At 69.6% G+C, this 19,689-nt stretch carries 15 protein-coding genes; 8 read left to right on the top strand and 7 right to left on the bottom strand.

Annotated elements, in window-relative coordinates; all coding sequences use genetic code 11:
- Nucleotides 1-270 precede the first annotated feature (270 nt).
- Nucleotides 271-1,947: an NTF2-like N-terminal transpeptidase domain-containing protein gene (locus D7D52_RS21630; protein WP_246023210.1), complete on the top strand. Its 1,677-nt coding sequence runs from the start codon at nt 271-273 to the stop codon at nt 1,945-1,947.
- Between the two features lie 13 nt (nt 1,948-1,960).
- Here D7D52_RS21630 and D7D52_RS21625 read toward each other — a convergent pair whose 3' ends face one another.
- From D7D52_RS21625 to D7D52_RS21615, 3 genes are all read right to left on the bottom strand, one after another.
- Nucleotides 1,961-2,347 carry a DUF3054 domain-containing protein gene (locus tag D7D52_RS21625; protein WP_120744341.1) on the bottom strand — a complete coding sequence of 129 codons (387 nt, stop codon included), beginning with the start codon at nt 2,345-2,347 and terminating at the stop codon, nt 1,961-1,963.
- A 183-nt stretch (nt 2,348-2,530) separates the two neighbouring features.
- On the bottom strand, nt 2,531-3,658 hold the full coding sequence (locus D7D52_RS21620) for a lysylphosphatidylglycerol synthase transmembrane domain-containing protein (RefSeq protein ID WP_120739085.1): 1,128 nt from the start codon (nt 3,656-3,658) through the stop codon (nt 2,531-2,533).
- Nucleotides 3,659-3,662: 4 nt separating this feature from the next.
- Nucleotides 3,663-5,180 carry an adenylate/guanylate cyclase domain-containing protein gene (locus tag D7D52_RS21615; RefSeq protein WP_187703217.1) on the bottom strand — a complete coding sequence of 506 codons (1,518 nt, stop codon included), beginning with the start codon at nt 5,178-5,180 and terminating at the stop codon, nt 3,663-3,665.
- A 242-nt stretch (nt 5,181-5,422) separates the two neighbouring features.
- On the opposite strand from D7D52_RS21615, the gene D7D52_RS21610 reads away from it, so the two are divergent.
- The 6 genes from D7D52_RS21610 (at nt 5,423) to D7D52_RS21585 (ending at nt 12,445) form a co-directional block, all read left to right on the top strand.
- Nucleotides 5,423-6,529, top strand: coding sequence for an AI-2E family transporter (locus D7D52_RS21610; RefSeq protein WP_120744339.1), 1,107 nt, complete (start codon nt 5,423-5,425; stop codon nt 6,527-6,529).
- A gap of 1 nt (nt 6,530) precedes the next feature.
- On the top strand, nt 6,531-7,724 hold the full coding sequence (gene macS / locus D7D52_RS21605; RefSeq protein WP_120739083.1) for a MacS family sensor histidine kinase: 1,194 nt from the start codon (nt 6,531-6,533) through the stop codon (nt 7,722-7,724).
- 48 nt (nt 7,725-7,772) lie between these two features.
- A complete protein-coding gene (locus tag D7D52_RS21600; RefSeq protein WP_120739081.1) occupies nt 7,773-8,438 on the top strand; it encodes a response regulator in 666 nt (221 codons plus the stop codon).
- Between the two features lie 124 nt (nt 8,439-8,562).
- Nucleotides 8,563-9,264 (top strand): DUF1707 SHOCT-like domain-containing protein, encoded by a 702-nt coding sequence (locus D7D52_RS21595; RefSeq protein WP_120744338.1) that lies wholly within the window; start codon nt 8,563-8,565, stop codon nt 9,262-9,264.
- A 65-nt stretch (nt 9,265-9,329) separates the two neighbouring features.
- The gene (locus tag D7D52_RS21590) at nt 9,330-10,163 is read left to right on the top strand and encodes an alpha/beta fold hydrolase (RefSeq protein ID WP_120739079.1); all 834 of its coding nucleotides are present in this window, start codon (nt 9,330-9,332) and stop codon (nt 10,161-10,163) included.
- Nucleotides 10,164-10,255: 92 nt separating this feature from the next.
- On the top strand, nt 10,256-12,445 hold the full coding sequence (locus D7D52_RS21585) for a DUF2339 domain-containing protein (protein WP_246023209.1): 2,190 nt from the start codon (nt 10,256-10,258) through the stop codon (nt 12,443-12,445).
- A gap of 76 nt (nt 12,446-12,521) precedes the next feature.
- Here the strand turns inward: D7D52_RS21585 and D7D52_RS21580 are convergent, their stop codons facing one another.
- The 4 genes from D7D52_RS21580 to D7D52_RS21565 are packed head-to-tail and all read right to left on the bottom strand — an operon-like array spanning nt 12,522 to nt 18,706.
- Nucleotides 12,522-15,743, bottom strand: a complete 3,222-nt coding sequence (locus tag D7D52_RS21580) for an MMPL family transporter (RefSeq protein ID WP_120739075.1) — start codon at nt 15,741-15,743, stop codon at nt 12,522-12,524.
- Nucleotides 15,743-16,525 (bottom strand): NYN domain-containing protein, encoded by a 783-nt coding sequence (locus tag D7D52_RS21575; protein WP_120739073.1) that lies wholly within the window; start codon nt 16,523-16,525, stop codon nt 15,743-15,745. The genes D7D52_RS21580 and D7D52_RS21575 overlap by 1 nt, the downstream gene beginning before the upstream one ends.
- Nucleotides 16,522-17,268, bottom strand: coding sequence for a tRNA (guanosine(46)-N7)-methyltransferase TrmB (gene trmB, locus D7D52_RS21570; protein ID WP_120739071.1), 747 nt, complete (start codon nt 17,266-17,268; stop codon nt 16,522-16,524). The genes D7D52_RS21575 and trmB overlap by 4 nt, the downstream gene beginning before the upstream one ends.
- A gap of 58 nt (nt 17,269-17,326) precedes the next feature.
- Complete coding sequence (locus D7D52_RS21565) at nt 17,327-18,706, bottom strand: lipase family protein (RefSeq protein ID WP_120739069.1); 1,380 nt, start codon at nt 18,704-18,706, stop codon at nt 17,327-17,329.
- Between the two features lie 239 nt (nt 18,707-18,945).
- On the opposite strand from D7D52_RS21565, the gene D7D52_RS21560 reads away from it, so the two are divergent.
- Nucleotides 18,946-19,599, top strand: a complete 654-nt coding sequence (locus tag D7D52_RS21560) for a hypothetical protein (protein WP_120739067.1) — start codon at nt 18,946-18,948, stop codon at nt 19,597-19,599.
- Nucleotides 19,600-19,689: the final 90 nt, after the last annotated feature.

The raw sequence follows: 19,689 nt of genomic DNA, 5'->3' as shown, positions 1-19,689 counted from the left end.
GGATTCCGCTCTGAGAGAACGGGGTTCACCGTCCGCGGCGCGGTCGGGCGGAATCGCTGTCGTCAGTGAGAACCGAACGGTCTCCAGAGTCTCGAATACGCCAGGGGCCGTAACCGACCGGTGATCATGTAAGTGGTCACTGCCGACCGATTTCGGCACTATGGTGGTGCTCAGAACAAGGACGCCCGGTGGAAAGGTGGAGCCGCGCGCCGGGCGGGCGCGGTACCGTGGGACCTGTTGCTGATGTGGCCAGAGTGAAGAGTGGGCGATATGGATGTGTGGGGATCCCGCCGCTTCCGGGTACGGGGTGCGATCGCACTCGCGGGTGTGGCGGCCGTCGCGATCGCGATGGGGTCGTGTGGAGTTCGAGATCGGTCGTCGGGTGCGGAGGCGGTGGTCGAGCGGTTCACCACGCTGATCGACAAGAAGGACTATGACGGGGCGTCGCGACTGACTTCCTACCCGGCCGGGGCTTCGGCAACGCTGAAGCAAGTTTTCGAGGGCCTTGATCCGGGCAAGCCGGACTACCACGTGACCCAGTACATCGGACTGGACGGTACGACTGGTCTCTTCTCCATGACCGGCGCCTGGAACTTCGGCGACAAGCGGGACTGGAAATACGACCTGAACGGCACCGTGCGCAAACTCAGTGTGGGCTGGCGCATCTCGTGGGACCCGGCCCTGGTCATGCCGCAGCTGGACGCCAAGCGCAGCGCCAAACTGGTGCGCACCTTCGCCCAGCCCTCGCCGAAGGTGAACGACATCGGCGGCCAGCCGCTGATGACCGAGCAGACCATCAACGTCATCAAACTGGACCCGGCCAAGATCACCGACCCGGTCGCCTCCACCAACGCGCTCGGCGCGGCCATCGCACCCGTCGCCCCGCTCATCGACGGACCGGCTCTGCTGCAACAGCTCTCGGCATCGCAGGGCAAACCCATTGTGGCGGTCAACCTGCGCGACGGCGACTTCAACATCCTCGAACCGCGCATGGCCCCGATTCCGGGCGTGGTGATGGAGAAGCAGCCCAAGCTCATCTCCGCCGACCGCCGCATCTGGTCGCCCATGCTCGACGCGCTCACCAAGGTGTGGCAGGACAATCGAGACCAGCACTCCGGCTGGGGCGTTCAGCTGTTCGAGCCCGACGGCAGCTTCGTCACCCAGCTGGCCGGCGAACAGGGTCCGCCCGGACCCGACATCCCGTCCACCATGGACCAGCGGTTGCAGCGCGCGGCCGAGGACGCGGTGGTCAGCACCGGCTCGCCCACCTCCATCGTGGCCATCCAGCCCTCCAGCGGCGCGCTGGTCGCGGTCGCGCAGAACAGCCAGGCCAGCGAGAAGGGCAATATCGCCTTCACCGGGCTCTACCCGGTCGGCGGCATGATCGAACTGTTCAAGAACGTCGCCGCGGTCGCCAAGAACAAAGCGCCGCAGGACGTCTCGGTCGGTGACGCCGCGGACGCCGCGAGCCTGCTCGGCATCGGCATCGACTTCAAGGTGCCCGGCCTCGACGAGACCACCGGGCGCCTGCCCACCGGCAAGAACGCCGCCGAGAACGTCGGTCGCGGCAATGCGGCGGACTCGCTGCTGGCCAGCCCGTGGGGCATGGCCATCGCCGCGGCCACCGTCGCCAATGGCCAGGTGCCCAAACCCATGATCACCATCGGTCAGCCCGCCACCACCGAGGCCGACCTGGCCGCCCTGCCCGGCGGCGCCGCCGACCGGCTGCGCGGCATGCTGCACGACGGGGTCGGCGCACCGGAAATGGCCGCGCTCAACCGGTATCGCGACGTGCAGGCCTACGGCTCCACCACCGGCAACAGCGGCTGGCTCATCGCCACCATGGGCGATCTGGCCTTCGCCATCCACATCGACGATCCCGACAGCGGGGATCTCACCGCCCGGGTGGCGGCCCGCCTGCTGCAGTCGCTGGCCGCCCCGGACTAAGCGGGGCGGAAGCTCAACGCGCGCGCAGGATCTGGACGGCCGCGCGCCAGCCGATCAGGAACAGGGCCAGGAAGGTCGCGGCCACCAGCACGAAGCTGACCGCGACGCCCTGGCCGGAGACCGCGCGCAGCAGCATGCCGCCGATCAGGGTGCTCAGCCACAGAATCACGCCGGTCGGCCAGACCGCGCGGCCATCGAATCGCCGTGCCGCGCTGACCCCTTCGCGGCCCGACGCCACCGCCACCGCGATCACCCAGCCCAGCAGCAGCCCGGTTCCGAAGGGCCAGAACGTGCGCAGCAGGCCCGCGCCCAGCACGGCCTCGTCATGACTGTTGCGCCCGAGCACGCAGAAGAACACCACGAGCACGACATCCACGGCGAACGGCACCAGTTTTCTCACCGCCACAGGGTATACAGGCGGCTCAGCGCGTCGGTTCATGGACACCGCGCCCGCCGGGGCCGTCGCGGGCTTGTTCCGACTGCCAAGGTGACGACTGATCTCGTGTCGTTCGGGGTAACTCGCCGGGGAGGGCCGAAATGGTTTCGCCATCGTGTGAGGCGGGTGCGAAACCGGTGACGGCACTCAGTCGTCCGCTGATGATCCGGGGAGGCGGGGGAGCCGGGGGAGCTTGCCGCGCTGCTCGAATTCCTGCTCCAGTTCCGCGTCGTCGGCGTGCGGCTTGCGGAACAGGAACAGGAACACGATCCAGCCGACGATGGCCACCAGAATGAAGCTGATCAGGCGGTACAGGAAGGCCGCCGCCACCGCCTGCGCGGCGGGCAGTCCGGCCGCGGCGGTCAGCGAGTAGATGAGGGTGGCGTCCACATAGACGATGCCGCCCGGGGCGAGCGGAATGGTGCCCACCGCCTTGCCCGCCGCGAAGGCCAGCATGAGCGCCGCCCAGCGCGGGTCCGCTCCCACCGCGTAGCAGGCGAAACCCAGGCAGGCGACATCCGCGAACCGGTGCACCAGCGCCCACAGCGCGACCCACGCGGCATCACGCTTGCCGAGATCCACCGACTCCAGCTGCGACAGGATCTCGCCGACCCGATCCATGCCCGCATCTTCGGGCCGATGCCGAATCCGGTTGACGCGATGCAGGATTCGCCGCAGCAGCGCCTCCAGCCCGCCCGGATGCCGGGACACGAAGTTGACGGCCAGCACCAGCACGGTGATGGTGCCCAGGGTCAGGCTCACCTTGAGCGGGCCCACCTTGTCGCCGGCCAGCACCGCACCGAACAGGCCCAGCAGCGTCAGCCCGGCAGCCGCCACCACGCCCGACATGACCAGCTGCCAGGACGCCAGAATCGGGCTCGCGCCCCAGCGCCGGGTCTGCCGGTAGGTGAAGGCGGCCGAGAACACCTGGCCCGCGGGCAAGGTCAGCGACATGCCGGTCGCGCCGTACACCACGGCCACCGACTTGCGCTGGCTCACCTCGACGCCGCCGGCGTGCATGAGTTGTTTCTGGATGCGGCCGAATCCGCTCATGGAAAAAGCGGCCATGAAGATGCAGGCCGCGACCCAGCCCCAATGGATTTCGGTGAGGTTCTTCCAGGATTCGTGCAGGCGCGGATAGAGATATACGCCTTCGGAAATCAGCAACGCCACCAGCGCGATACCGAGAACCCATTTGGCCCACCAGAACCTGCCACGGTGCGAGCTGTCCGCGGGCGGCGCAGGATCGCCGGCCAGGTCACCATGGGCCGTCACGTCGTCAGCCTAACGAACTCGCCGCCGCCTCGTCTGCATCAGCCTGGCGGGCGCTCTCCCGGGGCCAGGCCAGCCGGGTTTTCCGGCGCCGGCCGCGCAGTTGCACCTCTTCGCCTTCCTGCCAATGCGATCGCTCGTTCTCGTCGGCGAAAAACAGTGCGCTCGAAGAGGTCAGCACGCGTCCCGGGCGGTCCTTGGCGAGTTCGGTCAGCCGCGACGCCTCGTTCACCGGATCGCCGATCACGGTGTATTCGAAACGGTTCGCGCCGCCGATATTCCCGGCCACCGCCAGCCCCGCCGAGACGCCGATGCCGATATCCAGCCCGGCCACCTCGCGCAGGGCTTCGCGCAGCTCACGGGCGGCGGCGAGGGCGGCGGTCGGCGCGTCCGGACGGTCCAGCGGCGCACCGAAGATGGCGAGCGCGGCATCGCCCATGAATTTGTTGATGAGTCCGTGATGCCGGTCGATGACATCGACCACCACCCGGAAGAACTCGTTGAGCAGGCTGACCACTTCGGTCGGCGGGCGTTCCGCGGCGGTCGCGGTGGAACCGACCATATCCACGAACAACACGGCCACGAATCGGGTTTCACCACCGAGTTCGGTGCCGTACTCGAGGGCGCGGCGCGCGACCTCCTCACCCACGTGCCGGCCGAACAATTCCTCGAGTTCGCGCCGTTTCGCGGCCTCACCCATCATTCGGTTGAAGCCAACCTGCAGCAGCCCGATTTCCGAACCGTCGAAAACTTCCACCTGCACATCCCGCGCGCCTTCCTGGACGCTGTCGATGGCCTGACTGAGCTGGCGAATCGGATCGGAAATGGAGGAGCCGGTGAGCATCGAAAGCGCCAGCGCCTGCATGATCACCACACCGCACAGCAGCAGAATCGAGACCGCCAGCGACTGCGCGGAAAACTGGACCCGGGAAGAAATCTGCGTGACGCACAACAGCACGATGGCGATCGTCGGCGCGAACGTGCCCATGCCCCACGTCATGGCCATCCGGGTGCCCACGCCCGGGGTCAAAGTGTGATCGAACGCACCCGTGGTCAGCGCCTCCGCGGCGACCGGGCGCAGAATGCGCTCGCCCAGCATGTAGGTGAAGCCGAAAACGATGGTGGCGGCCATACATTCGGTGACGATCACCGCCGCCGCCAGCTCCGGGGCGCGCACGATGATCAGCGACGCCAGCACGCCGCCGCCGAGCAGCCACAGCACCAGATGCACGATGGCCTGCCGCAGCGGCGCGTGCAATGCCGCCATCTGCTCCTGCCGCGACGGTGGCCCGCCCCGCACCTGCCAGCGCATCACCGGCCGCAGCATGTACGCCGACGCGGCCACGCTCAACACCCCGGCGACCACGATGACCAGCGACGGAATCAGCAATCCGGTCTGCCGGGTGGCGCTGGTCCCGCCCTCGGGAACCGGCAACCCGTACTGAATGAACGCCCACACCAGCACAGCGCCGAACGCGTTGGCCGCGAACATAGAAACCAAGTACAGCGGCCAGCGTGTTTTCATGGTCTGTTTGACCGCTTCCAAGGGCGCTGACACGATCACCAATCTAGCTGCCCCGCCCCGCCGGGCCGCAGTGCGCAACCGGAGCCGCGGCATGCCGGACGGTTTGTCAGCACCGCCGATAACCTGCTCGAGCCAGTAGGCTCGCGATCGTGAGCGAGGTGCAGGCGACGTCTGGCAGATCCGGGAAGTCCGGCGGGGTGCGCCGTCAAGACGGCGAGGCCGTCCACCCCATCGTGCGGCAGATGGCCGAGTGGAGTTGGCGGCTGCTCATCATCTTCGCGGCGGTGCTCGCGGTGGCGTATCTGGCGCGCAAGCTGTCGACGGTCACCATTCCCATGTCCATCGCGCTGCTGGGGGCGGCATTGATGGCGCCGCTGGTGAACTGGATGCAGCGGTTCGGGGTGCCGCGGGCGCTCGGCGTCTTCGTGGCGCTGGTCGGTTCGCTCGGGTTGCTCGCCGGGATCATGACCTTCGTGGTCGAACAGTTCGTGACCGGTGTGCCGGAACTGTCGGGCGAGTTCACCACCTCCGTGCATCAGGTGCAGGACTGGCTGATCAACGGGCCGCTGCATCTGAGCAACGATCAGATCCGCAATGCGGGCGACACCATCGTCAAGACCATCGAATCCAACAAGGACGCGCTGACCAGCGGGGCGCTCACCACCGCGACCGTCATCGGCGAATTCTTCACCGGCGCGTTCCTGACCCTGTTCATCCTGATCTTCTTCCTCTACGGCGGGGATCAGATCTGGGAGTTCGTCACCCGCATCATCCCCGGCGCCCACCGGGAGAAGGTGCGCTCGGCCGGACGGCTCGGTTTCGGCACGCTCACCGGCTTCGTGCGGGCCACCGTCATGGTCGCGGCCGTGGACGCCATCGGCATCGGCGCGGGTCTGGCCATTCTCGGTGTGCCGCTGGCGCTTCCGCTGGCCTCGCTGGTCTTCATCGGCGCGTTCATCCCGATCGTGGGCTCGTTCATCGCCGGGTCGGTGGCGGTGTTCATCGCCCTCATGACCAAGGGCCTGGTCACCGCGCTCATCGTGCTGGGCATCACGATCGCGGTCATGCAGCTGGAAGGCCATGTGCTGCAACCGTTGCTGATGGGCCGCGCGGTACGCATCCACCCGCTGGCCGTCGTGCTCGCCATCGCGGCGGGCGTGGTGCTGGCGGGTCTGGCCGGCGGTCTGCTGGCGGTGCCGTTCGTGGCGGTGCTCAATACCGCCATCCGGTCGCTGCTGGCCGATTCACCGGAGGAGGAGTACCAGGAGCTGCACACCGGCGATCCGCACGATCCCATGTTCCACGCCGATCCGGACGACCCGGACGAGATGCTCGAGGTCCGGAACTGAGGTGACCTCCGGGACCGAGACCGATCCGGATTGGGCCGCCTCCGCGCCACTGTGGCGGGCGGTACAGGCTTTTCGCCTGGTCACCCTGCTGTACGCGGTGGGCCAGCAGATCGCGTCGGTGTCCTACTACAGCAATCAGCGGCTGAGCTGGTTTCTGATCGCCATCATGGTGGTGTGGTCGGGGATCTCGGCGGTGTTGTTGTCGCAGTGGCGGATTCGCCATCATCCCCGGGTCCGCACCGCCGTGGTGATCGGCGACCACGTGGTGGTCATCGCCCTGATCTTCGCCACCCGCCTGGTCTCGAACTACGACTGGTATCACCACCATCAGACGCTGCCGACCACCCTGTGGGCGGCCAATGCCGTTGTCTCCGCGGCGATTCTGCGCGGGCCGCTGGGCGGCATCGCCTCGGGGCTGCTGATCGCCGGTGCGGTGATCACCGCCCGCGCCCAATGGGATTTCGACGTGTGGCGCGACGCCACCCTGCCGGTGCTGATCTCGGTCGGGCTGGCGCTGGGCCTGGCCTCCAACACCGCCCGTCGCGCCCACGCGCAGCTCCAGCGCGCGGTGCGGCTCACCGCCGCCTCCGAGGAACGCGAACGGCTGGCGCGGGAAGTGCACGACGGCGTGCTGCAGGTGCTGAGCTACATCAAACGCCGGGGCGACGAAATCGGCGGGCCCACCGCGGAATTGGCGCGGCGCGCCGGAGAGCAGGAGGTGGCGCTGCGGGTGCTCATCTCCGAACAGGGCAGGCGGCCCGACGCCGGGGGCGCGGAGGAGGATCTGCGGCCCCTGCTCACCGCCCAGGCCACCCCGTCGGTCTTCGTGTCCACGCCCGGCGAGCCGGTGCCGCTGGGTCGCTGGGCGGCCCGTGAACTCGCCGCCGCCGTGGCCGCCGCCCTCGCCAACGTGGTGCAGCACGCCGGACCGGGCGCGAAAGCCTATGTGCTGCTGGAGGACACCGGCGACGAGCTCATCGTGAGCGTGCGCGACGACGGCCCCGGCATACCGCCCGGGCGCCTGGCCGAGGCGGAAGGTCAAGGGCGCATGGGCGTTTCGCGCTCCATCGTCGGCCGCGTCGAGGCGCTCGGCGGGACCGCGCACCTGCTGTTCGAGGCGGCGCCCGCGGACGACGACGAGGAGGGGGCCGGTGCGGAATGGGAGTTCCGGGTCCCGCGCTCACGGCGACCGTGAGACCGCCTGGGCGACAATGAGAGGTCACACGAGGGGAGCGGACACGACATGACCGACACCGACCGGCAGATCACCGTCATGGTGGTCGACGATCACCCGATCTGGCGCGAAGGCGTGGCCCGCGACCTGGCCGAGGCCGGCTTCGACGTGGTCGCCACCGCCGACGGCGTGCGCGCCGCCGGGGCCCGCGCCGCCGCCGTGCGACCGGCCGTGGTGCTCATGGACATGCAATTGCCCGACGGCAATGGCGCGGACGCCACCGCCGAGGTGCTGCGCGTCTCGCCCCGCACCCGGGTGCTGGTGCTGTCGGCGTCGGCCGAACGCGACGACGTGCTTGACGCCATCAAGGCGGGGGCCACCGGCTACCTGGTCAAGAGCGCCTCGGCCACCGAACTGCTGGATGCCGTCCGCGCCACCGCGGCGGGCCAGGCCGTGTTCACCCCCGGGCTGGCCGGACTGGTGCTCGGCGAGTTCCGCCGCATCGCCAATACCCCCGAAGACCGCGACGCCCCGCATCGCCCCGCCCTCACCGACCGGGAGACCGAGGTGCTGCGCATGGTGGCGAAGGGCTTGTCCGCCAAGCAGATCGCCACCCGGCTGAGCCTGAGCCACCGCACCGTCGAGAACCACGTGCAGTCCACGCTGCGCAAACTGCAGCTCGGCAATCGCGTGGAGTTGACCCGGTACGCCATCGAGCAGGGCCTCGACGAGTAAGGGGGTGCGCCGATTCGGGGGCGGATCAGGGATTGCCCTGATGCGGGCGGGGCCTCGCGCTGGCTAGCCTCGAAGCATGGGAGGTCCTGAAGCGGTTTCCGCGATCGAGACCGGCAACGCCGTGATCGGCGACCGAGATCTACGGGTATCTGATGTAGAACGCGAACATGTCGGACGGCTGCTGCAGCGCGCGGTCGGGCTCGGCATGCTGTCGCTGGGGGAATTCACCGAGCGCATGGACACCGCGCTCGCGGCCAAGACCCGCGGCGAACTCAATGCGGTGCTGGTGGATCTGCCGGGCGTCCGGCTGGTCGGCCAGCCCGCCCCCGCCGCGCCGGGCTGGGCGCCGGCGCAGCCCCGCTGGATGCCGCAACCGCGATACGTCCAGGCGCAGGCCCAGTACGCGCAGGGGCAAGCCCACTACCTGCCGGGGCATCGGATGGCGCCGGCCGTGCCGGGCAACGTGATTCGCGCCCGGCTGTCCAGCGTGGATCGCAAGGGCAGTTGGCAGGTGCCGCCGACCTTGATGATCAACAGCTTCATGGGCAGCGTGAAACTGGACTTCACCCAGGCCGTCATGTCCACCCAGGTGGTGGAGATCCACGTCAACGACACCTGCGCGTCGCTCGAGCTGATCGTGCCGGCCGAGGCCACCGTGGACCTGAACAATATCGATCTGGTGGCCTCCAGCGCCGAGACCAAGGTGCGCACCGGTCCGCCCATCGGGCCGCTGCACATCATCGTGCACGGCACACTGCGTTTCAGCTCCGTCACGGCCAAGCAGCCCTTCGCGGCCACCTGGAAGAAGTTCCTCAACGGTGCGTGACGCCGCGCCCCCGCCGGGCGCGATCGGCTCGGCGGCAAGCGGATTCGGACGGTAGGGTCATCCCCATGGTGGATGGCGGCCAGGATCCGGAACAGGAGCGTCCAGCGCCCGAACCGGTGCATCGCGCCGGCCGCGGCGAACCGCTGCTCCTGCTGCACGGCGTGCTGCTCACCTGGCAGTCCTGGGGTGCCGTGCTGGACGAACTGGCCACCGAGCACAGCGTGCTCGCGCCCACCTTCCCCGGCCACTGGGGCGGACCCGAGGCCGCCCGGCCCGTCACCGTCGCCGCCCTGGTCGATCATTGCGAACGGCTGCTGGACGAATCCGGCTGGGAGACAGCGCATATCGCGGGCAACTCACTGGGCGGCTGGGTCGCGCTCGAACTGGCCGCTCGCGGCCGCGCCCGCACCTGCACCGCCATCGCGCCCGCCGGACTGTGGCGCACCCCGGCCGCCGCCGATGCGCTGCTGCGCAAGTTCCGGGCCTTCGGCCCGCTGCTCGGTCTGGAGCCGGGCCGGCCCTCGACCACACCGAGCCTGCTGCGCAGCCTGCTGCTCCCGCTGCTCGCGAATCGGCCCGCCGCGGTGCCCAATCCGCTGGCCAAGGCCATGACGGCGGCCATCACCGAATGCGCCATCGTCGACGATCTGGCGGCCGATCCCGGCCTGCCGACCGGCTTCACCGGCCTCGGCGAGCTGTCGGCGCCCACGACGGTGCTGCTGCCCGAGCACGACCGGGTCCTGCCGCCGCACGTCTATCAGCCGCTGACTTCCTCGGGGGCCGTCGAGGTGCGACCGCTGCACGGCCTCGGCCACGTTCCCATGCTCGAGGCGCCGGATGTGATCACCGCCGAGGTCCGCGCCACCATCGCACGCGCCGCCGCCGTCCATCCGGGCTGACCCTGTCCGGGGCCCTACCAGGCCGAATCGGGTAGTAATCGGGCGTGCGCCGGGTGTTTCTACTCAGGTGACCGCGGCCGGGAGCCGAAAGTATGGCGGACATGAATCTCGCCATCGATCCTCGCCTGATCGCGCGGCTGTCGACTGAATTCACCTCGCTCAGCGAGCACCTGAACGTCCTCGGCCGCGATCTCGAAACCCTGCGCGACCAGGTTGTCGCCGAAAACACCCGTACCACAGCGCAGCCCATGTCCAACCCCACGCCCGTCGTCTCTCCGGAGGCGGCGGGCGCGACCATGCCCCCGATGCCGGGGCCCGAGGCGGCCGCCGCCGGTCCAGCCGCGCAAGGCAGGCCGGGTACGGGACCGTCCGCGAGTCGGAACCCGTGGCCGAGCGCACCCGGAATTGTTGCGGGACAGCAGATTCCGACCGTCCCTACCGGCGCAGCCTCGGCTGGTCGGCCACCGCTCGGCGGTGTGCGGCAGCCGGTGCCGCCCGGCGCTCCCGGCTGGGTGCAGCGGCCGACCGCCGGATGGGGGCCAGCGCCAACCGGAACCGTTGCGGGACAGCCCACGCCGTGGTCCGGCGCGCCACGCCCGCGCGTGGGTCCTACCCTCTACCAGCCCATGCCGGCGCTGCCGAATCAGCGGGGCCGCGCGTACGCCCGCCCGGTGCGTGCGCCGTGGTGGCAGCGGGAAGGGGTGATCAGCCGGGTGCTGGCCGTGGCCGGTGTCGGGGTGACGCTGATCGGCGTGGTCATGCTGCTGGTGCTGGCGGCGCAGGCCGGTTTCTTCGGTCCGGTGCCGAGAGTCGTTGCGGGAGCCCTGTTCTCGGGCGTGCTGGTGTTCGCAGGCACGCGGGTCTACGCCAAGGCCGGTGGGCGGGTCGGAGGAATCGCGTTGGCGGCCACCGGTATCGCAGGGGGATACCTGGACGTGGTCGCGACGACCTCGATCTACCACTGGCTGAATCCGATCGTCGGATACGTGCTGGCGCTGGGAATCGCCGCGGGCGGGGTGGCCCTGGCCGTCCAGTGGCGAGCCCAGGCGCTCGCGGTGCTGACGGTGCTGGGCGCGGCGGTGCTCGCACCGTTCGTGACCACCACCCTGATCGCCCTGCTGGGCTTCCTGATCGTGTTGCAGATCGCCGCGCTCCCCGTGCACTCGGTGCGTGACTGGCCGTTGCTGCACTTCGCGCGGACCGTGCCCGCGGTGCTCACTACTCTGGCCGCGGTGGCCGCGGTGGCATTGGGCCTCGACAGTGACGCGAGCGCCCCTGCCGACCGGTGGCAGGTGCTGGCCGCGGCCATCGTCATCGCGGTCGCTGGGTTGGCGGGCGCGGTGCTCGGCACGCGGCGACGCGCCGGGGACGTGTCGGCGAGCCTGGCATTCGCCTCGGCGACCCTGCCGATGTTGGCCGCGCCGATCATGTTCGGCCGCACCGGCTCGATCGTGGTGTCCGCGTCGTTCGCGGCCGTGCCGCTGATCGTCGCGGTCCTGCCGTGGCTGCCGAAAATCGGCGCCGCGCTGCGGATTCCGGGCCATCTGGCCGTCGTGTCCGCGCTCGCGGGCGCGTTCGCGCTGTTGGAAGCGTGCATCGGGGTCTCGCGGGTGCAGACCCTGCCGCTCGCGCTGGCCGTGGTCACCCTGGGCTTCCTGGGGGTGGCGGGTCAGCAGCGGTCGCGGATCGCCGGGGGCCTCGGTGCGGGCTACGGTGTGCTGGGCGCGGTGACGTTCGTCCTCCGCGCCGACCCCGCCACGCTGGCGAATCAGACCGAAGCCGAAGCGCACCTGGATGTTTCGACCGGCCTGTCGGCCTGCGCGCTGCTCGGGGTGCTGGTGGTCGCGGGCTGGTGCGCCCGCCGCCTCGGCCTGCTGGAGCGGGAATCCGAGGCCACCACGCTGGCGGTGTTCGCCGGCATCGGCGGGCTGTACACGGTCACCGCGTTGACGGTCTCGCTGGGTGTGGCCACCGGCAGCCCCGACGGTTTCCGGGCCGGGCACGGCATCGCGACCGTGGTGTGGATGATCGCCGCGACCGCCGCCCTGCTGTTCGGTCTGCGCCGGCTGTCGCGGGCCCCGCAGCGGGCGAAGGTCGCACTCGGCGCCGGACTGCTGGTCACCTCGGCGGCGCTGGCCAAGCTGTTCCTGTTCGACCTCGCCACCCTCGACGGGCTGCTGCGCGCCGGGGCGTTCCTGGTGGTGGGCGTGCTGCTGCTGGTGGTCGGCACCCGCTACGCGCGAGCCTTCGCCGACATGGACGCCCGCACACCGACTGCCTGACCGCAGGATCGACCGCTCGAAAAGCGAACACCCGGCCGAGAATTCGGCCGGGCGTCGCGCGGTGCGCTCGGTGCCGTCAGTCGCGGTTCTGGCGGCGCAGCAGTTCGTTCACGCTGACCTGCCGTCCCTCGCCGCCCCGATGCTTGGCATCGTCGTCGTCCTCCGGCTTGGGCTTACGCCGCGCCGACCGCAGATCCGACATCCAGCCCTCGATACTGCTGCGACCGGCCGGCTGCTCGCCCGCCTCCGGTTCACCGTCGGGTGCCGGACTGGCCGGATGTTCCTCCGTGGCAGCCGAATCCGCGGGCTGCTCGGGGTGCGGCTGATACAGCTGGGCCCGGGTCGCCGGATGCGGCGGCAGCTTGGCTCCCGGCGGCGGCAGCACCCGCTCCGAACCCATCGCGGGCGCGGGCGCATCCTCCGGAGTCGCGGGCGGGGCGGGCCGCGAGATGGACGGCACCGCACCGGGATTCGCGGCGCCCTTACCGGGGGAGGCGAAGTCGCCGATGGGGTGCGGGGCCAGGTTGGCGCCGGAGCCGAGATCGGTGGTCGGGGCGTCCGCCGATGCCGCGCTGGTCACCCGGCGTGGTGGCAGTGCGGGGCCGCCGGGTTCCGCCGGGGCGGCGGGCGTGCTGGGGGCCGGGCTCGGCGCGCCGGGCGTGCCGGTGCCGGAATGGGATTCCGGTGTCGGCACCACTCCGGCCAGCGGGCTCGCCGCCGCCGGGCCAGCCGGGTTCGAGCTACCGGTGTCCGAACCGCCCGGGTTCGCGATGAACGACGGCGTGGTGCTGGTCGACGGCGTGACGCCGCGGCCAGGACGCGCGGTGGCAGAAGGCAATCCGGGCGCGGGGCGCTTCGCGTCGGCGGACGGCGCCGGGGCGACCGGCGGCGCCTGCGAACCGGGGGTCACGGCCGGCGTCGCCGGGGTGGGGGCCGCCGGAGCGGGCGTCGGGTTGGTGATGATCCGCTGTGTCGGCGCTTCGCTGTCCACGTGCACGGCGCGGCGCGGGCGCGGTTTGCGCGGCTTGGACGCCGGCGACCCATCGGCGAGCACCGGAATCTGCATAGTGACCGGATCGGTCACCGGGGTGGTCTTGACCAGGTCGACCACCTCGCCGCCGCCGGGCCGCTCATCGTCGAGGATGGGCTCGCCCAGGCCGATCTTCTGCTGAATCCTCTTCATCCACTTGGGCGCCCACCAGCAGTCGTCGCCGAGCAGCTTCATGGTGGCCGGGACCAGCAGCATGCGCAGCACGGTCGCGTCGATGAACAGCGCCGCCACCATGCCGTAGGCGATGTACTGCATCATCACCAGGTCGGAGAACGCGAACGCGCCCGTGACGACCAGCAGAATCAAGGCGGCCGCGGTGATGATGCGCCCGGTCTGCGCGGTACCCGAGCGCACCGCCTCGGTGGTGGACGCGCCCTGGGTGCGCGCCTCGACCATGCGCGAGAGCAGGAAGACCTCGTAGTCGATGGAGAGGCCGTAGACCACGGAGATGATCAGCACCAGCACCGGCGACATGATCGGCTGCGGCGTGAAATTCAGCAGCGTCGCACCGTGGCCGTCGATGAAGATCCAGGTCAGGATGCCGAGCGTGGAACCGAGGCCGAGCGCGCTCATGAGCGCGGCCTTGATCGGCAGCACCAGCGAGCCGAAGGTGAGGAACATCAGGATGGTGGTCACCAGCACCACCAGCGCGATCATCAGCGGCATGCGTTCGACCAGCTGATCGATGCTGTCCTGCATCATGACCGGGGTTCCGGTCACCATCACCTCGGCGCCGTCCGGGACGTCGATGGAGCGCAGATCGTCCATCGTCTCCTTGATGTCGGCGCCCTTGAGCAGCGGCCGTGTGGTCGACCAGACATTGGAGCCGTTGGGCGGGGTCTGCGGCAGCGAGAACGAGGTGTTGGGCTGCAGCCCGCGCGCGTGGTTGGCCTCGTTGAGGATGGTGCCGATGTTCTTCGGATTGTCGGTGACGATGACCAGCTGCACCGGGTCGGCCTTGCGCAGCGGGAAGATCTCGTCGAAGTGCTGCTGCGCCAGCCGGGTTGGGTTGTTCGGCGGCAGATAGGTTTCGCTGATGCCGCCGAACTGCAGGTTCTTGACCGGGATGATCAACAGCAGCAGTCCGACGGTGATCGGGATGGCCACCTTGAGCGGGTGCTTCATCACCCACGCGGTGATCTTGCCCCAGAAGCCGTTCTCGATCTCCTCGCTGGTCTTGGACTTGCGGAACCACTTGAGCCCCAGCGCATCCACGCGCGGACCCAGGATCGACAGCAGCGCGGGCAGGATGGTGAGCGCCGACAGCGCGGCCAGCGCGACCGTCGCGATGGTGCCGTAGGCCACCGACTTCAGGAAGCCCTGCGGGAACAGCAGCATGCCGGCGCTGGCCGCGATGATCATCGTCGCCGAGAAGATGACGGTGCGCCCGGCGGTCTGCACCGTGCGGCGCACGGCCGCCCGGGTGTCGTAGCCGTCGGCGACCTCCTCGCGATAACGGCTCACGATGAACAGGCCGTAGTCGATGGCCAGACCCAGGCCGATCATCGAAACCACGGGCGAGACAAAGGAGTTCACCTCGGTGAACTTGGTGATCCCCATGACGATGCCGTTCGCGCCGACCACCGTGAGACCACCGATGATCAGGGGCAGCGCGGCCGCCACGATGCCGCCGAAGATGAAGAACAGCAGCACCGCGACCACCGGGATGGCGATCATCTCCATGCGCTTCTGATCCTGCGCCATGGTGTCGTTCAGCGTGCCCGCCACCGGCTGCAGACCGGCGACCTCGACCTGCACGCCCGGAATGCTGAACGCGTCGGCGTTCTTGACCGTCCGGTAGTTGCGCACCATGTCGGTGTCGTTGTCGCCCTTGATGGCGATCGAGGCGAAGGCGTGCTTGCGATCCTGGCTGGCCGCCTGGGCCAGTTGCGAACTGGGGACGTCCAGCTTCCAGGGCGAGGCATTGATCGCGCTGATCTCGGGATACTTCGACGGCAGCGCGTTGAGGCTGTTGATGACCTTCTGATTCCACGCCGGATCATCGATGGTGTCGCCGTTGGGCGCGGAGTACAGCACGATCACATCGCTGTTGTGATCGCGCCCGTACACCTGGTCCTTGAGCATGGACGCCTGGGACGACTGGGAATTCGGGTCGAACCATCCGCTGGAACTGAGATGGTTTTCCAAGCCGAATCCGAAAGCTCCGAGCGAGAGCATTGCGGCCACAACCACACCGAGCACGGTGTAGCGCAGCTTGTAGACCAGGTCGCCCCAGCGGGTGAACACTAAGCGACTCCTTGAGCGGGGCGGGAGGTGAGCAGGGCCGACAGCGGCCGGAACGGCTGCAGCCACGCACCCTCGTCGGGCAGCGAGTCGAGGCTGACCCGGGGCAGCGGTTCGCGGAACACGCCCGGGATGTCCTCGAGGTCGATGAACTCGAGGATATCCGACGTGACGGCCCAACTCGCGTGCTCGCGGAAACCCAGCACCTGAACCGGCACCCCGGCGGCGGCGATCTCCTCGAGGGGCGCGCGGAAGGCCTGACCGTCGGCGGAGGCCACCATGATCCCGGCCAAACCGGCACCGCGACGGCGTAGTTCGATGTGGCCGAGCATGTCGCTGTCGACATCGGAGTCTTCGTCGATCTTGGGTTTGGCGAAGACGGCGTAGCCGACATTGCGCAGCGCCTCGACCCAGGGGCGCACCACATCCGCGGTGCCCGGCGCGATATTGGTGAAGACGGTGGCCTCGGGCTCGACCCGGGTCGTCGCGCCCACCGACAGTTCGGCGGTGCGGGCCAGCAGCCAGCGGCCCAGCGCGTCGAAGCGCGGGCGGTAGGCGGCGGTCGGGCGGCCGCCGAGGATGGCGCCCAAACCCATATCCAAATTCGGCGCATCCCAGACCAGCAGGACGCGGCGCACGTCGGTGGCATTGCCGCCCAAGGCGATGGTGGCATTGCCGCCGGCATTGCCGAGCCCGGTCGTGGAGCCCGATAGTTCGGTCGAATCGGCGCCGTGCATTATTCCGGCAACTTCCTCGACCCCCGGGGCCATCTCGCTGACGCTCATGATTCGATCTTCCCCCAGATGAACTCGGTGATGGCGCTACCCGCGCGGAGTCCTTTGTTTTCGAACTTGGTAATCGGACGTTCGAAACCGATCGGTGCCTTGTTTTTATAGGCGTCCGGATCGCCACCGGTCGGCTCGTTCATGCCGATGAGCTGCGGTTCCGCATTTCCGTACAGGCCGATCCACTCGGCGTAATCCGCGTGATCGGTCGCGACGTGCAACACGCCGCCGGGAATCAGCCGACTTGCGATGAGTGCGAAGGTTTCCGGCTGCAGCAGGCGGCGCTTGTGATGTCGCGCTTTCGGCCACGGGTCCGGAAAAAACACGCGAACGCCCGTCAGCGATTCGGGAGCAACCATATTTTCCAGGACATCCACGGCATCACCGCGCAACAGCCGGATGTTGTCGATGCCCTCGCGTTCGATCCGCTGCACCAATTGGGCCAGACCCGGCTTGTAGACCTCGATGCCGATCAGGTTGAACTGCGGCTCGGCCTGCGCCATGGCCGCGGTGGCCGTGCCGGTGCCGCAGCCGATCTCGACGATCAGCGGGGCGGAGCGGCCGAACCAGGCGTCGGCGTCCAGCTTTTCGTCGGACACGTCCTTGCCGATGACCGGCCACACCCGATCCCAGGCGTCCTGCCGCGCCGGCGACACCGCGCCGCGCCGGGCGCGGAAGCTGGTGACGCGGGGGTAGAGGCGGTTACCCATGGGTTGGTTTGCGGCGTCGTTCACGGCGTCCATTGTCCAGTATTGCTAGTTACGCGCAGCAATCGACCGGGGTTGCCGCGGCCGCCCTCGGTCAGGCCGCCAGGCCCGAGACCTCGCTGGACGCCGGTGCGACGGCCGGGCGCAGGGGCAGTCCGAGCGTGACTCGCATTGCGGTAGTTGCCATTTCCACCATGCCGCGCCAGTGCGCCGGGTCCAGCGCGACCGACCAGACGGTCTTGGTTGAGGGTTCGGTAAGAGTTTTTCCGGCCAGCCGATCCGCCAGCCAGTCCAGGCTCATCGGGGTGGCCAGCGGCAGCAGCGAGAAATGCTCGCTGAGCCGATCGCGGACGTACCAGACCGCCGCGCCGGCCGCCCGGTACCGGGCCACCTGGCCGTCGACGCCCGCGGCGTCGATGACCTGGTCGTGAATGGGCTGAATCACCAGCACCGGGCACGCCGGCGCGTGATTGCCCAGGCGCAGTTCGTCGAACATCGCCTCCAGGTCCGGCAGGATCTCCGCCAGCGGGCGGCGCAGGTAGTCGTCCATGCGGCGGCCGACCAGCAACGGCAGCACCGCGATCGGGCCCAGGCCGCGGGCTCGCTCGAGCAGGCGGCGGCCCTCCGGGGTGAAGTCGCGGTCCACCACCTGGGCCAGCGCCGGATACACCTGCCGCAGCGCGGCGATGACGATGGCCGGGAAGCCCGCGAACAGGCCGCCGTCGAGGTCGAGGAACACATGCCGGGGATCGCCCACCGGCGCGCCCAGCACCGCGCCGACCAGGTTCAGTTCGGGCGCGTACTCGGGGGCCATCTCCACCAGCCACGAACTCGCCATGCCGCCACCGGAATAGCCCCACACCGCCACCCGGGTATCCGAGCGCAGACCCAGCGGGGCGAACCGCAGCGCCGCGCGGACACCGTCGAGACTCCGGTAGCCGGGCTCCCGCGCTACCCCGAAATTGCCTTGCGGCCCTTCGTGATCCGCGATGCCGACCGCCCAGCCGCGGCGCAGCGCACCCGCCACCAGCAGCCATTCCAGCTGGGTGATCGAACCGGGCGCGAGCGCGCCCCGCCGCAGCGCGTAGGACGGCGCGCAGCGGTCGGTGACGGCGTCCATGGCGGTCTGGAAGGCCAGCAGCGGTCGCTCGGCATCCGGTTCCGCACCCGCGGGCAGCAGCACCGTGGTCACCGCGACCTCGGGCCGGCCGTGCAGATCCTGGCTGCGGTAGAGCAGCTGCCATGCCGTCACCTGCTGCGGCACCAGGCCGAACAGGGCGATCTCGACGGAACGGTGCCGCAGGATGGTGCCGGGGGCCTGCCGCGCGAAACCGCGGGGCGGGTGGAAGAAGGGGTCCTGATTCGGCGGCAACGGACGGCTGACCGCGCTCGCGGCCGGTTCGCCACCGGCGCGGCGGACCGGTGTCCGCTGCGATGTGCCGGATCTTCCGATGACGTCCGCGTCGACGGTCATCGCGACCTCCCCTCGTCCCGTCGGCCGTGGACCGAGACGGGTCACCGCAGCCGAACATCGGCGCAGATGCCGACCGAATCGCCAGCGTAAGGCAAATTCGGGTATCTGTGAAGAGCGGTTGCGTCGAATTATGCTGCCGCACAGGAGGACCCGGAACAGTCTGTTTCCTCACTCGCGGATCCGCCGGCTTGTGATCCGAATCCCGCACGGCTCCAGCGGCTTCCGGATAACCTGCCCGCGTGCCGATCGAGCGATCCGTGCGCATCCAGGTGACCGGCCGCGCCCGCGCGGGCAAAACCACCCTCCGACATGCCCTGTCGCTGCTCGCCGCCGAAGAAACGCCGCCGCTCGACCGCCCCGGGCAACCCCACTTCGCCCTCGACGCCGACCTGCTCCTCTATGTCCTCCCCGGCGCCGTCAACCCCGTCGACCGCCGCATGCTGGCCGCCCTCCCACCCGAACGCACCCTTGTGATCCTCAACAAGGCCGATTCCCTCGGCACCCGCTGGTCCGATGCCGCCCTCCTGGCCGCCCGCCTGGAAGACGAACTCGGCCACCGAACTTTCCCCGTGGTCGCCGTGCTGGCCGCGCGCACCCGCACCACGACGCTCACCGCCGCCGACCTGCACACCCTGCGCCGGCAGCTCCCGCGACCCGACCCGCCGGCGACCCTGTCCCACGACCTGTTCACCGCGGCCGGCCCCGATTCCGAAGCGTGCCAGGCACTCCTGGACCGCTGGGACCTCCACGGCGTGTCCTGCGCCCTGACCGCCCTGCGCCACCACCCGGCGCTCACGGAACGAGCGCTCGGCCAAATCCTCCACTGCGCCAGCGGAATAGACCCGCTCCACACCGAAATCCTCCGCCGCTACGGGACCACCCCCGCCGCGTGATCCGAATCCCGCCAAGCCGAACGCCCCCGCGGATACGAATCAGCACCGTAGTGATCCCCGAACCCCGCCCAGCCGTTCCGCCGCCCGACA

Origin of the sequence: Nocardia yunnanensis (genome assembly GCF_003626895.1) — a bacterium.
In the GTDB taxonomy this organism is placed as follows: Bacteria; Actinomycetota; Actinomycetes; order Mycobacteriales; family Mycobacteriaceae; genus Nocardia; species Nocardia yunnanensis.
This window is presented reverse-complemented; position numbering and strand designations above follow the sequence as displayed.